The sequence below is a fragment of the Phycisphaeraceae bacterium genome (assembly GCA_019636735.1).
Lineage (GTDB): Bacteria > Planctomycetota > Phycisphaerae > Phycisphaerales > SM1A02 > VGXK01.
This window is the reverse complement of record JAHBWY010000008.1, coordinates 54,644-69,769: the sequence shown is the minus strand read 5'-3', so window position 1 is coordinate 69,769 and position 15,126 is coordinate 54,644. Positions and strand designations below refer to the sequence as shown.

Annotated in this window: 7 protein-coding genes; 6 read left to right on the top strand and 1 reads right to left on the bottom strand. The window is 65.1% G+C overall.

Annotated elements, in window-relative coordinates; all coding sequences use genetic code 11:
• Positions 1-136: 136 nt before the first annotated feature.
• Entirely contained in the window at positions 137-616 is a 480-nt protein-coding gene (locus tag KF724_11695; GenBank protein MBX3356347.1) for a hypothetical protein, read from the bottom strand.
• A gap of 743 nt (positions 617-1,359) precedes the next feature.
• Between KF724_11695 and KF724_11690 the strand changes: the two genes are divergently transcribed.
• The 6 genes from KF724_11690 to KF724_11665 all read left to right on the top strand — a co-directional run bounded on the left by KF724_11690 (position 1,360) and on the right by KF724_11665 (position 15,125).
• Positions 1,360-1,605, top strand: coding sequence for a helix-turn-helix domain-containing protein (locus KF724_11690; GenBank protein MBX3356346.1), 246 nt, complete (start codon positions 1,360-1,362; stop codon positions 1,603-1,605).
• 18 nt (positions 1,606-1,623) lie between these two features.
• Entirely contained in the window at positions 1,624-4,893 is a 3,270-nt protein-coding gene (drmD, locus tag KF724_11685; GenBank protein ID MBX3356345.1) for a DISARM system SNF2-like helicase DrmD, read from the top strand.
• The gene (locus tag KF724_11680; protein MBX3356344.1) at positions 4,893-10,070 is read left to right on the top strand and encodes a hypothetical protein; all 5,178 of its coding nucleotides are present in this window, start codon (positions 4,893-4,895) and stop codon (positions 10,068-10,070) included. The genes drmD and KF724_11680 overlap by 1 nt, the downstream gene beginning before the upstream one ends.
• A gap of 3 nt (positions 10,071-10,073) precedes the next feature.
• Positions 10,074-13,313 carry a hypothetical protein gene (locus KF724_11675; GenBank protein MBX3356343.1) on the top strand — a complete coding sequence of 1,080 codons (3,240 nt, stop codon included), beginning with the start codon at positions 10,074-10,076 and terminating at the stop codon, positions 13,311-13,313.
• 64 nt (positions 13,314-13,377) lie between these two features.
• On the top strand, positions 13,378-14,157 hold the full coding sequence (locus KF724_11670) for a hypothetical protein (GenBank protein ID MBX3356342.1): 780 nt from the start codon (positions 13,378-13,380) through the stop codon (positions 14,155-14,157).
• Between the two features lie 68 nt (positions 14,158-14,225).
• The gene (locus KF724_11665) at positions 14,226-15,125 is read left to right on the top strand and encodes a nucleotidyl transferase AbiEii/AbiGii toxin family protein (protein ID MBX3356341.1); all 900 of its coding nucleotides are present in this window, start codon (positions 14,226-14,228) and stop codon (positions 15,123-15,125) included.
• Position 15,126 lies beyond the last annotated feature (1 nt).

Genomic DNA, 15,126 nt, shown 5'->3' with positions numbered 1-15,126 from the left:
TGCGTCGCGGCCACTCACGCGCGCGGCGAAAGGGCCCGGACTTTCATCCGGGCCCATTGAGAGGAGGAATCCTCGAAGGATCGTGAGTGTTGATCAGTGTCGCGCGTCACCCGAAGGTGCGCCGCGCGGTTGCCGGTCAGCGTCGCCAGCCGAAGGAGGCTCGGGCAAACTGGCCATGAACGGGGGCGACAGGCTGAACGACCGGCGCCGCGGGCGCGACCACGACGGGATGAGTCACCACGACGGGCTGCTGCACGAACACAGGCTGCTGCACGAGCACAGGCTGCTGCACGACCAGCGGTCCGCTCTGCACGACGCGTGCGCGTCGGCCATGACTCCAGCCCTGCTGGACGAAGACAGGTGTGCTCTGCACCACGGTGACCGGAGCCACTCCGCATGAGTTCACCGGGGCGTAGGCGACGGGGGCGTAGACCACCGGCGCGTACACGGGTGCCGGACAGACAGGGACCACGGGAGCACAGACCGGAGCGACGACTGGCGCTGGCGTGGCCCACCCATTTCCGAAGCTGATGCTGAAGGCGAACTTCGAGTCCGCCGAGGCGGGCCGCGTCAGGATGGCGAGCGCGGCGAGCAAGAGCAGTGAGGCAAGACGCATGGGTCCACTCCTTTCGGACGACGGAAACTGTCCATCAATCCCTGGGATCTCCTTCGCCCGGCCCAGTGCCGGACGAGGGGTCCGTTCGGGCATCTGGACAGCGGTCTCCAAGGGCTATTCCATGCCCGAATCGGATTCTGACCCGGTGCCGCGGTCGCCCCTGAGCCGCCGCCTGCCGGGCACTCCCGGACGGATGGCGTCACGATGCGCTGAGGCCGGGGCGCGGTCATGAGGGGAGTCGAAGGTGCTGGCGCTGGCGCTGGCGCGATTCTGCGGCGGAAGTGCGAGGGTGCGCGGGGCGCGCAGCGCCGGGCGCAGCGCGGGGTGCCGGCACTCGAAGATGACCCGGCGTGGGCCACGGCGGGCAGGAATCGCGCGGTGCGCGACAGGTGGGACAGCGCGCCGCTCTGACGCCTGACACAACCGACGGAACCTTGTGGCGATCGGCGGCGCGGCCTGAGCGGTGTGGTGCGAATCGGTGGGCCAGTCCGCGCGAAGGGGTTCCGTCAGTGTCAGACGGGGCAGGGACCGGCGGCCATGGGTCCTACCACGCAGAGATCGCTTACTCATGGCCGCGGGAACAGCCGCAAGGGTAGACAGACTTTCTTTCGCCTGTCCGAATTCTGCCGTGACAGAGTTTGGCCACGGTTTCTACTTGCCGAACGCGGTGACTCCCCGCGCCATCGCCCCCTCGACGGCCCCAGCAATTGACATCAACTGTCAGGGTAAGTCCACTCGCCTTCGTGGGCACCTCGGGCAGATCACCTCGCTCGCGTCGAGTCTCCAAGACGGGGGCGGATGCCGTCTTCACCATCGACGACCTTGTCGCCTACCTGAAGCTCCCCAAGTCGACGGTCTACAAGCTCGCGCAGGAGCGCAAGATCCCGGGCCAGAAGGTCGGGCGGCACTGGCGGTTCAGAAAGGAAACGATCGATCGTTGGCTCGATTCGACCGCATCGCCCCGATCGGGACCCGCACCAAGCGCGTGATCGCGGCACGCTCTGTCCATGGCACCATCACCTTCAACATCTCAGCCCCGCGTCGGCATGGTTGCCACGGTGCGCAATCGACGCGGGATCATCGCGGGAGCGACGGCGTTCGACGGTCACGATGGCCGACTTCACCTCGTCGAGGTGGAGTACAAGGACGACCAGCAGCCGTCCACCGAGCGGCTGATCTGGGAGCTTGAGCCGCGGAAGTCGGTGGTCAATCCCACGGCGCTGCCCGATGCCTCGCGATCGGACCCAATGCCGGCGGACGACTTCGACGCACTCGTCCGATCCGCGCGATGGGATGCCATCTTCCCGTACGTCGACCCGGACGCGAAGGGCCCACTCGATCGGCAGCCGATCTCGTCGCCGTTTCACAGCGCGGTCCAGGTCGAGGACTACCAGCTTGTTCCCTTGCTTAAGGCGCTGCGCATGCCGCGCGTCAGCCTGCTCATCGCCGACGATGTCGGCCTCGGCAAAACCATCGAGGCGGGCCTCATCCTCAGCGAGTTGCTTCTCCGCCGGCGCGTCCAGCGAGTGCTGATCCTGACGCCCGCATCGCTTCGCCTCCAATGGCGCGACGAGATGTGGGACAAGTTCTCGCTCGATTTCACCGTAATCGATCGCGAGGCCACCAACCGGCTCAAGCGGCAGGCAGGAACCGACGCGAATCCCTGGCGGGCCTACTCCAAGATCATCGCGTCGTACCACTACCTGCGGCAGCCGGATGTGTACGAGCAGTTTCGCGCCGCGTGCCGAACGCCGCCGAACTCTCCGCATCTGCCGTGGGACCTGCTCATCGTCGACGAGGCGCACAATCTCATGCCGGCGCCCTTCGGCGAGGACAGCGACCTCTGCCGGATGCTGCGGCTGATCGCTCCCCAGTTCGAGCACCGCGTCTTCCTGACAGCTACGCCGCACAATGGCCATACGCGATCGTTCTCCGGTCTGCTCGAGACGCTCGATCCTGTGAGGTTCAGCCAAGTCGACGAATTGGGGCCTGCGGCCCGGACCCGCATCGAGCAGGTCGTCGTACGCCGTCTCAAGCGCGAGATCAACGCACGGACCGATCCGCCGAAGTTTTGCCGACGGCTGCCGCCGCAGGCCATCATGCTGGACTTTGCGCCCGACGAGAGAGCGGTGGCCCGGGCGTTCGACTCGTTCCGTAGCCGAGTGCGATCGCTCGTGGCGACAGGCTCACGAAGCCGCCGCCGAGCAGGTTGGTTCGCGGTAGAGATTCTCGGGAAGCGCCTCCTCAGCTGTCCGATCGCTCTCGCCGATTCATGGCGCCGCTGCAAGGAGGGCCTCGCCAAGCTCGAAGCTGCGGCGGACTCCGAGGTCGCCGCGGCGCAGCGGAGCGTCACCGAGGATTCTTCCGACGATCGCGAGACGCAGTCCCGCGAGGCGACCGCTTCGACGATCGTGGGTGCGTGGCTCAGACCGTTCGCCGACGAACTGTCCCCCGAGATCGCCGCGCTCGATCGCGCTGTCGCGTCACTTGGGCTTGATCTTGAGGGGCCGCCGCTCTCCGAGCAGGATCCCGCGGCGGACGCGCGATTCACCGCGCTCACGCAACTCATCGATCGCCTGCTTCGCAGCGATGGCCGCTGGCGCGACGACGAGCGCCTCATCGTCTTCACCGAGTACAAGACCACGCTCGACTACCTCGTGCGGCGGCTGTGCGAGCGCTACGGCGACACCGAGCGAGTCATCACCCTCTTCGGCGGGATGGAGGACGAGCTCCGCGAGTCGGTAAAGGAGGCCTTCAACAATCCCGCCGAGCCGGTGCGCGTTCTTGTCGCAACCGACGCGGCAGCAGAGGGTCTGAACCTCCAGCGCACCGCGCGCTACATGCTGCACTTCGATTGCCCGTGGAATCCGTCGCGCCTCGAGCAGCGCAACGGCCGGCTCGATCGCCATGGTCAGGCGCGGGACGTGACCATCCACCACTTCGTGAGTGAAGACGATCACGACCTGCGCTTCCTCGATCACGTGATCCGCAAGGTGGACCAGATCCGCGAGGACCTCGGCTCGACGGGCGAACTCTTCGACGAGGCAACGCACCGGCGTCTGATCGAAGGTGCCCCGCTTGTCGAGGTGCAGAAGACGCTCGACTTCCAGATCGAGCAGGCCCGCACCCGCGCGTCGTTCGAGGCCGACGCCACGACAGCGCCCGCCGAGGAACGTGCCGGAAGTGTCGCCGATCTCGATGCAATCGCCGCGGCGATCGACTTCGACGGCGACGCCATGCGCGAGACGCTCGAGACGGCGATGGCGATGTCGCCCGGCGGCGGGCGTCCGCAGATCCGGCCCTCCGCCCAAGACGGCGGGCGCTTCGATCTCGTGAATCCCGATCTGCCGGGATGGCGCGACACGATTGACGACACGCTTCGCCGCCGCGCGCGCCCCGGGAACCGTGGACCGCTCCGAGCGCTGGCCTTTGGCCAGGCGCCATTCCTCGAGCAGGTCGGACCGCGGCAGGTCTTCAATCCTCGTCCCGACACCGTGATGCTTAGCTTGGCCCATCCGATGATGCGGCAGGCGCTCGGCTCGCTCACCCGACGGCGTTTCCCGAGCGACCAACAGGTCTCTCGATGGACCGTCCGCTTCGGTGAGATCCCTTCCGGCACCGACGCTCTCATCCTGCTCAGCGTGGAGCAGCTCGCTGTCAACGAGCTGCGCGAGACGTTTCATCACTGGGTCGAAACCATCGCGCTCCCCGTCCGTGGCGACCGCCTCGGCGATCCGCTCCCACCTGCTGCGGCCCGAACGCTGCGAGGCGCCCGGCCGGTGCATGATGAAGGGTTGCTCGAGCGGGCCCGCGAGATCCTCGCCGACGTGGAACCCGGGCTGCGCGAGTATCTCGTCCGCGCCGCCGAAGCGCTGACGAACGATCTGCGTGCGCAACTCGAGACCGACCGTGAGGAAGCGCGCCGACAAGAGGATGAACGATACCGCAGCCGGCAGGGCGAGGTGTCGAAGCTCGTCGAGGAGAACACGCTCGCTCGCCTCGAGCGAGAGATCGAGACGATGAAGCGGGATCTCCAGCAGGGGCTGCTCGGCTTCGCGGCCCACGAGATCGACGAGGTCGACCGCTCCATCGAGCGGAAGCGGGAGGAGCTTGAACGCCGCAAGCGGCACTACGAGGAGATTCGTGAGCAGCTCGGTCTTGAGCGCGAGCGCATTCTCAATCGCTTGATTCCCCGTCGCTTTGCTCTCGACGGCGAGGCGAGCGTCTTTCCCGTGGCGATCGACGTCCGCTTCCGCGAGACGGAGGCCCGTCGCTGATGCCCGTCGAAGCGTCGAGCATCGATCGTCTTGCCTGGTGGCAGGACCTTCGCCACGAGGGGCTGCTTCTCGACATGCAGCGCCTGCGCGACCTCGTCGCCGAGGACCCTGAGCCGCTTCCGTCGTTTCGCGAACAGGAACTGCGACGCGCGGTCACGACGCGCCAGGACGGCGGCGAAGCCTCGACGGGCGAGTTCGTCGCCCTCGTGCTTGAGAAGGTCTGCGGCTTTGCGGGCGGCGACGGCTCCTGGCAGCGGGGTTCGAGTGTCCCCGCGGAATGGTCGCGCCTCGGCTCGGCGGGCGAGACGATCCGGCCGCGGCACTTGTGGAGTGGACCGCGCGGCGCTGTGCTTCCGGTGTTCTTTGAGCCTGGCGCCCGCGTCGGAATCGGGCGAGGTCGCCGCACCGTCAGCCAGGTGCTCCAATGGCTTCGCGCCGGCGGAGAGCGTCTCGCCATCCTCACGAACGGCGAGCAGTGGCGGCTTATCTTTGCGGGCATCGACTTCCACGCATCCGTCGAGTGGGATGTCGAGTCTTGGTTCGAGGAGGGCGGCGTCTCGCGGCGCCTCACGGGCCTTCGCTCACTCCTGAACCCGACGATTTGGACACCGCCGGAGCGCGATCAGCCTTCGCCGCTCCTTCGCGCGATCCTTGACAGCCGCAAGGGTCAATCCGATCTCTCGGCCATCCTCGGCGAGCGCGTTCGCCGTGCCGTTGAGATCCTTGCCCAGGCGCACGAGCAGGCGCTGCACGAACGAGCCGGTGCCATCGATCAGTCCGATCTGTACCGCGCAGCGGTGCGCATGATCATGCGCATCGTCGTCACGCTGTTTGCCGAGTCCCGCGAACTGCTGCCCGCCGACAACGAGATCTACCACACCGCCTACAGCGTCCGCGGCCTGCGCGATCGGCTCGAGCGCGAGTTTGTTCGCTCGCCTGCACGGCTCGCCCGCTGTCATTCGGGGTGGCCGCACCTGCTCGCGCTCTTTCGCCTGATCCACGACGGATGCGCCCATGAGGCTCTGCCCGTCCCGCGCTACGGCGGCGAACTCTTCGAGCCGGGCGACCCGGCCTCCGCCGACGGCGTCTCTCGTGCGGTGCACCTGTTCGAGACCGACTGCTTCGACGCCGAGGTCATCCCCGATCGCGATGTCCACGCGATCCTCGATCTGCTGACGCGCACGAAGGTGCGCATCCGACAAGGCCGGTCCAGCACGCTCGTCGCAGCGCCGGTCAACTTTTCCGAACTCGACAACGAGTACATCGGCATCCTCTACGAGGGCCTACTCGACTATGAGCTCCGCGCTGCGCCCGGCGATCAGCCGGTCATCTTCCTCAATGTGGGCGATCAGCCAGCGCTTCCACTGGCGACGCTCGAGGCGATGGATGATGCCGCGCTGAAGGCGCTCCTCGAGAAGATGAAGCAGAAGAAGCAGGCTGGGAGCGAGGACGAGGAGGAGGGCGACGATGCCGCCGAGGAGGCGGACGATGATGACGGGGCCGAAGCGGACTCCGAGGACAGCGACCCCGAGTCGGATTCAGCCGCCGAGGAGGAGCAGCCGGAGGTTGCGGACGACGCCGAAGCATCCGAGGGCATTCGCCACACCACCCGCTCGCGCGCCGAACAGTGGGCGCGACGCGCCTGCGAAGTTGCGGGGATCGTGCCGAAGCCACGCGGCCGTCTCACGCCGGAAAGGCAGCTCCAGCACGAGGCCGCTCTCGCCCGTGCCGCACGCGCGCTCGTCGATCGCGTCATCCTTCCCCGTGAGTGGTACCTCGTCCGCTGGGGCGGCACGCGCAAGGGTTCCGGAACCTTCTATACCAAGCCGCAGCTCGCCATCCCCACGGTGCACCGCACGCTGCGCCCGCTCGCGTTCGATCCGCCGACAGGCGCCGACGGCCTACCCGACACCGACGCTGCTCCGCACCGGTGGGTCCCGAAGAGGCCCGAAGAGATTCTCTCGCTCAAGGTGTGCGATCCGGCGTGTGGCTCGGGCTCGTTCCCGCTCGCGGCGCTGCGGTTCCTGACCGACGCTCTCTTCCAGTCCATCCTGCACCACCGGCGCCTCGAGGGCGATATAGGCCGCCCACTGCGCGACATCCTCGGACTGCCAGCGCCACACGCGGCGAACAACGGCGCCGAGCCGCTGCGCGAGGAGAAGCTGCCTTGTCGCCCCGAGGATGACCGCTTCGAGGAGCGCCTCAAGGCAGTCCTGCGCCGGCATGTCGTCGAGCGCTGCATCTACGGCGTCGATCTCGATCCGCTCGCAGCCGAACTCTGCCGACTCGCCCTCTGGATCGAGACGATGGACCGCGACCTGCCGTTCTCGTTCCTCGATCACAAGGTGCGCTGCGGCAACTCGCTCGTCGGCGCCTGGTTCGACCAGTTCCTGCACTACCCGGTCATGGCATGGGAGCGCGAAGGCGGCGACAAGAGCCACGCCAACGGCGTCCACTTCGCGAAGGAGGCATTCACGAAGGCGATCGCGACGCGGAAGTCGAAGGTGGTCAAGCCCGACCTCATTGCCTTCATCGACAGCGCCGACATGCTCTTCAAGCCCGATCTGGCCGCTGTGGCGACAGCCCACGACGAGGCCGAGCGTGCCCTGCGCGCGCTGCACGAGTTGCCGGTCCATGAAACGGCCGAACGCTCGCGCCGCTTTCGGGCGCTCCGCGAGACGCAAGCGTTCACGCGCCTCAAGGACGCATTGGACCTCTGGTGCGCGATCTGGTTCTGGCCGGGTGATCGAATCGACGACTGTCCGCTCCCGACCGAGTTCGCCGCGCCGACCGAAGACGCGCGCACCATCGCGCGCGAGCTCGCCGGATCACTGCGGTTCTTCCACTGGGAACTCGAATTCCCTGACGTGTTCCGCGCCGGATGTGGCGGCTTCGACGCCGTCGTCGGAAACCCGCCATGGGAGAACCTCCAGCCGAATTCGGAAGAGTACTTCTCGAACGTCAATCCGCTGTTCCGGTCGTTCATTCGAGTGGACAAGCTGCGATGGCAGTCGTCACTGTTCGCTAAGTCGGAGGATCAGGAGCGCAGGTGGCTTCTGTACCAAGCATCGTTCAAGGACTTTTCCAACTGGGTGCGGTCTGTCGGCCATCCCTTCGGCAATCGCATCGCGGTCGACTCGAACGGCCACTCGACTCACGACGTCAACCTCGGTGACCGTGGTCGAAGTTCCTTCGCCTCATCCAATGCTCGTCATGAGCTCTGGAAGCAGCAGCGCGAGCGAGCCATCGGCTACGCGGACTCCGAGCACCCATTCGAGTACCAAGTCGGCCGCATCTTCACGTACAAGCTATTCCTCGAGCACTCACGATCGCTCCTCCGCGAGCATGGGCGCTTGGGTCTGATCGTCCCATCAGGGCTCTACAGCGATGCTTGGTCTCAACCACTCCGAGATCTCCTGCTCGCTCGCTGTCGCTGGGAGTGGCTCTTCGGGTTTGAGAATCGAGACAAGGTCTTCGACATCGATAGCCGCTTCAAGTTCAACCCCGTCATCATCGCCAAGGGCGGAGAGACGTCCGCGATCCGCACGGCATTCATGCGACGCGACATAAACGATTGGGAGGTAGCCGAGTCGCTTGCGGTCCTGTATCCGAAAAGCAGGATCGAGGCCTTCAGCCCTGCGACGCGAACACTGCTCGAGATCCGTGAAGCTCGCGACCTGCAACTCGTGGAGCGCATTTATTCATCTTGCATGCATCTTGGCAACCGCTCGGGCGACGGTTGGGCCATCGAGATGCACCTCGAGTACATGATGAACACCGATGCCAAGCTGTTCCCTCCCACTGATCGGTGGGAGCGCGACGGATTCGTTCCCGACGAGTACAGTCGATGGGTTAGGGGTGGCTGGCGAGACCGAACCCGTGATTGCCCGGTCCCTCCCGGATCGCATCGAGCAGATGGGCCGCCGGGCGTGATACTCTCGCGCGACGGACTTCGGTGGATCGAGGAACGGGCGATAGAGCGGGAGACGGTAGTCGAGACGGATGCGGACGGGCAGGAGATCGAGGTCACGTACCCATCGATTGCGCTGCCTGTCTACACCGGGGCGCTGTTCTGGCTGAACGATTGGGCCTATTCCGGCGACACCAATCGAGCCTCCGAGTCGCGGGAGCTGACGCCCAGGTACCTGCTGCCCGTGAAGCTCCGTCGCCTAAGAGGCGCTGGAGCATCGCGGATTGTCTTCCGTGACATCTCGAACGCGACCAATGAGCGTTCGTTCGTGGCGGCCTTGATCCCAGACTCGCCTTGTGGCAACAAAGCACCGGTCATGCTGGTCGGTGCTGGGGGAGTTGGCGGCAGACTCGATCTGATTACCCAGGTGACGTCGCTCGTGTTTGATTGGGCGACGCGGGTTCGGATGGCAGCGACCCAGTTGAATTTCCACATCGTGCAGGCGCTGCCAGTGTTGTCACCCGGGCGGATTTCGGCGAGAGGGCTGGTGCTGGCGGCGAGGCTGAATCTGACCGGCGCGAGGATGAGCCCAGAGCTACTTCTTCACGAGGACCGCGGACTCCATCCGGGTCAGTTCGCGTATTCGGCGCATGAGCGAGTTCGGATACGTTCAATCCTCGATGCAGTCGTGGCACAGGAGTTCGGACTTGCCCTGTCGGATCTCGAGTTCGTCCTGCGCGGCTGTGACCAACCGCTGGGCGCGCGGGGTGGTGGTGATCCCAAGGGCTTCTGGCGCGTTGACAAGGACAAGCACCCCGAGCACCGCCACACCGTCCTCACGCTCATCGCATTCCACGACTTGATGAACCACATCGATGCCTGCGGGGGTGACCGCGACAAGGGCATCGAGTCCTTCCTCAACCAGAACGACGGCGAGGGCTGGATGCTTCCCGAGACGCTCCGCCTCGCCGAATACGGCCTCGGCCACGACGAACGCGCGAAAGAGCACCAGCCCGTCCGCTCCTACTTCGGCCCGCGCTTCTACGACTGGCAACTCGCCCAGACCGCAGAGGAATCCTGGCGAGAGTGCCACCTTCACGCTCGCAATCTCCTCGGCGAGGAGGGCTATCAGCGGTTGCTGTCCGAGATCAGCGGCGACGATTCCGAGCATGTTCGTTCGGATGCGACCGCAGCAACCGCCCGCTCTGCACGGCGGGTGCCGGACGAGGATGGCGATGCGCCGTTGTTCCAGATGAAGGAGTCGTAGGCCATGGTCTCAAAGCAGTCACGACGCGATCCGTACCGGCGATCCGGTTGGCACAAGCTGACCATGCTCGACATGATTCTCGCCTACCGAAAGGCGAAGGTCGACTGCTTCTACGAGCAGTCACTGTGCGTTGCCGAACAGTTCGCAGAGTACGAGCAGGACATTGAGGACCGCCTCGTAGGCTTGCTTGATCGGTTGCGAGAGCAGGGCGCTGCCAAGGTGCTCGACGAGGTAAGGCTGGACGAGACGCTTGTAGTCCTGCCAAAGAAGCTCAAGTTGGAACCTGAGAACCCTGATCGCGTTCCTCCGCACCCCGCTGTGTTCTCAGATCGGCGCCGCGCTGCGGACGCCGCCTTTCAGAGCTCGAAAGTGACCGCAGAACTCCGGGTCAGCGGCGAGTTCCCGATCGAGGTGTACATCATCTCGGCACTCTGGACCAATCTCGTCGGACATCGCTTCGATGCTTGCCTGGGCGACGATGTCTATGGGGCGAGACTCCGCCGCTTCGGCGATGACGGTGCGCCGAACAATCGCCCGTACCACCTGTGGGCGACCGGCAGCTTCCCGCCGTACTTTCTCGCATACGCGAAGTGGCGAGAACGAGGACTGCGAGCATGCCGCCGAGCGATCGAGGATGGTCAACGAATCATCGCCGTCAATCTCGATATCCGCCGCTACTACCACTCGATCGATCCGTCATTCATCACCAAGGACAGATTTCATAGGCAGATCGGGCTAGTGGATACCAAAGAGCCGCTCCTCGTCGACGCCAACGGCGCTTTGAACTCGTTCGAGCGCAGGTTCACACAGGAATGGGTCAGCTTCCTTTCCCGCTGGAGTGAGTGCGCCAGCATGTGGATACGCTCCGCCGGGGGCAATGTGGAGCAGGGCGGCCTTCCGCTGGCGCTGACCGCGGCGCGCGTGATGGCGAATGTCCTCCTCGCCCCTTGGGACCGGCAGATTCGAACGCGCCTGTCTCCGCTGTTCTACGGGCGTTATGTGGATGACATGCAGCTCGTGCTGGCAGACCCCGGCGATCGGACGACGGCGACTGAGGTGCTCAGGTTCATCGGGGAGAGACTTGGGATGGAGCCGGTGACGCTGAGCGAAGGGACGGACGACAGCTTTCGAATTGATCTGGGTCAGCTTGGAGGTCAGTCCGACCTGCGCATCCAGCCAAACAAAGTGAGGGCCTTCGTTCTCGAGGGCAATGCCGGGCGGGACCTGATCGATGTCATCGAGCGAGAAGTCGGCGAGCTGTCGAGCGAGCGACGACTGCTGCCAGATCCCGACCAACTGACGCACTCCATTGCCGCACGGGTCTTGAGTGCCAGTACAGATCCGGCGACGACGCCGGATCGCCTCGGCCGCTCAGATGGACCGTCGATTCGGCGCTTCGGATGGTCAGTCCAGCTAGCACAAGCGCGCACACTGGCCGACGACCTCCCCGCGCCCGAGTGGAGCCGGATTCGCGACGCGATGTTCGAGTTCGCGGGCAGCCACATCTTGCGCGCGGACCGCTTCTTCGACCACTGGGATCAAGTCCCTCGGTTGCTTGAAATCGCGGTCATGTGCGGAGATTGGGCGGCGGCTCTTCAGGTTGTCAGGCTCACATTGGAGTGTCTTGAGACCATTGAGAGTCGAGCGACGGCTGTCGATCTGAATGGTCAACAAGCGAGCCAAGCCGATGCAAACGGCTCGCTCGAAGGCGCGTGGACACGGCTCCGTGAGCATGTGACGCGCAAGCTGCGAGAGGCGGTCATTCGCTGGGCCGCAATCGGAGGTCGGCCGTCCGGTGCCGAGGACCGTGGCGAGTTGAGTCATGAGCGACAGAGGCTCCTGCAGGAGGTTGGCATCGATGCCGAGTCGCTGCAGGCCTCGTGCCAACGGCTCTGCCGACACGACCTCGGCGGCCCTCCAGCGCGACTCGACACCGAACAGGCAGGAGTGGAGGCTTGGGTAGACGGGGGTGAGTCCATTTCGCGCATCTTGGAGGCGATCAATCACGCGGACAGTCGAATCATCCCGGACATACGGGAATTCCTCCGGCTCGTCGTTAAGCACTCCCCCGGGTCTGAGTCGCTGGCCCCGCTGACACCTCAGCCCGCCGATCTGCGCCCGTTCCTGTTTCCAACACGGCCCTTTCGCTTCGACGAATTCCCAGCTATCGATCCCCGCTGTATCCAGGACATCTCAAGATGGCGCCGCTACGCACGCGCCTTTCGTGGGGTTTGGGTGGGTGAGTCTGCCGCGTCACCGGAGGAGCAGGGTGCCGCGCCTCCCAATACGGCCGGCTCCGGCGGCGAAGGCGCCTCTCATGCTGAGGGCGACCGGCCAGAGTGGATTCGGGTCGGCATCAAGCAAGCTCCTCGAGCAGTGCGAATCGCGCTGGCGAACCTCCGGACAGAGGACACCGCATGGGCTGCGTCAGCCGCAGGGACCCCCATGCTCACGCTCGCACGGTATCAGCAGCTCGCCGAGCTGGTGAACGACATCCTTCGCAAGCGACCCCGGCCCGACTACCTCATCCTCCCGGAGCTCTCGCTTCCGGAGGCATGGTGCTCGAGCCTGACTCGGCGGCTCAGCGATTCCGGCGTCAATCTGATCGCCGGGCTGGAGTATCGGCACTATCCGTCATCGGAAGTCCGATCGCACGCCCTCCTGCACCTTCTTGACGATCGACTTGGTTTCACCGCACCTCTTCGGATCGACCAGCCGAAAGCCGGACCCGCGGTAGGCGAGGAGTTTGAGCTGCTCCGAGTCCACGGCAGAACTTGGCGAGTTCCCAATCGGTCCGAGTGGTGCCGAGTCTACGAGCACCATGGGATTGTGTTCGGCGTCCTTGTCTGTTCCGAGCTCCAGGACATCCATCGTCGGGCGATACTCCGCGGGTGGGTCGATGCATTGGCGGTTCCCTCCTGGAACAGGGACCTTGGAACCTTCTCCGCACTCGTTGAGTCGGCAGCGCTCGATGTTCACGCCTTCGTGGCGTATGTCAACAATCGCAGCTACGGTGATTCGCGGGTTCGCTCGCCGGCGAGAGAGGACCACCTTCGCGATCTGGCAAGGATCAGGGGCGGTCTGCACGATGGGTTTGTCATGGTCGAAGTCGATCCAGGTCCGCTTCGTGAGTTTCAGTCTCGCGCAAGGTCTTGGCCGCAGCCGAGTGACCACTTCAAGCCGGTTCCGTCGGGATTTGTTTGCCACCCTCGGCGGAGGTGGAGCTACTTGGGGACAGACTGAGGCTCGCCATTGCACGGGATCTCCGAAACTGGTATGAAATAGCCAGTTTTGGAGATCGTGCACAGTGACCCCCGAGCGATTCCTCTCTCTGCACCGCGTGTTCACCCGCCATGAATTGATCGACTCGGATCCCAAGCGTGCCGTGGCGACCGTTGAACGGACGCTCACTCGATGGCGAGCCGAAGGAAGGATCGAGCCGGTCAAGCGGGGGCTCTATGTCCGCCTCGACGGCGCGGGCGATCTCCTTCCAGACTTCGCGCTGATCGCAGCTCGCCTTGCGCCGGACGCGGCGGCGGCATACCACACGGCACTTGAGGTGTTCGGGTGCGCCCAGAGCGCCTTCGAACGCTTCAGTTGCGTCACATGGTCGCGAGTAAAGGCGGTCGCATTTCGCGGCCGTCGAATCGTTCCTGTTCGGCCGCGAGCTGCGCTTCGAACGGACGGCGGCGAGCCGTGGATCGAACGGCGCGAACACGACGGACTCGTCCTGCGGGTCACGAGCATCGAGCGCACGATTGTCGATGTGCTTGATCGTCCCGACATCTCCGGTGGCATCGAAGAGGTCTGGAGATCCCTGCGCAGCGTGCCGGCCATCGATCCGGTTGCCCTGCTCGCGTATGTCCATCGCCTCGGCAGCGCACGAGTCGCGGCTCGCGTGGGTTACTACCTCGACTCGCGACGCGAGGAGCTCGCCGTGCCGGAGTCGACACTCCGAAGCCTGCGCGAGATGGCACCGCTCCAGCCGGTGTTCATGGAGCGCCGCCTCGGTGGCGAGTGCGAGCCTCGGTGGCGAGTGATCGTGCCCCGCGAGCTCACCGAGCCGAGCAGGGGGCTCAACAATTGATCCTCCGTGCGGACATCGAGCGAGTGGCCCGGCAGGCGGGCTTTCGACCGTTGATAGTGGAGAAGGTGATGCGCCTTGTTCGCATCCTCGAGCGATTGAACAGCCATCCGACGACAGCGAATCAGTGGCTGCTCAAGGGTGGGACGGCGTTGAACCTGCTGCACCTCGATGTGCCGCGGATGTCAGTGGACATCGACCTGAACTTCATCGGAGCCCCCGATCGCGAAGCAGTGGCGGCCATGCGCCCAGCATTCGAGGGGGCGCTGGCAGCGGTCTGCCAGCGAGAAGGCAGCGAGATCGCCCGCGCTCCAGCGGAACACGCCGGCGGGAAGTTTCGCCTGCGATATGCCAGCGTGCTCGGTGGACTGCAAAACCTGGAGATCGATGTCAACTATGTGGCGCGCGTGCCCGTGCTCGGAACCGAGACGCGCCCGACACGGTTTCCCCCCGAACATCCCGTCCCAGTGGCGACGCTGAGTCTGAAGGAACTGGCGGCTGGTAAGTTCACTGCCCTCCTGCATCGCACGGTCCCCCGCGATGCATTCGACGCGGCAGGACTGCTCGACCAAGCACCTCATCTGCTTGAGGATTCGGAATTCCGCTTGGCGTTCGTCTGCTTCATGGCGGGTGCACGCCGTGATCCACGCGGCATGAAGCCCCGGGACTCGGTTCCCACCAGGCTGGCACTCGAACAGCAACTCGTGCCCGTATTGCAGGATCACGGCGGGGAGACCATCGACTCCAGTGCCCTTCATGCGAGGCTCGCCGCATCCCTCGACGGCGTGTCTGCCCGACTGCTGAACTGGACCACGGCGGAGCGCGAGTTCCTCGACCTTCTCCATGACCAAGGGCGGATCGACGCGGCGCTGCTTCACCCCGATCCGGAGATGCAGTCTCGCATCGCGTTGCAGCCGATGCTTCAGTGGAAAGCACAGAATGTTCGCCAGCATCGGTCGAAAGGCTCCTGAG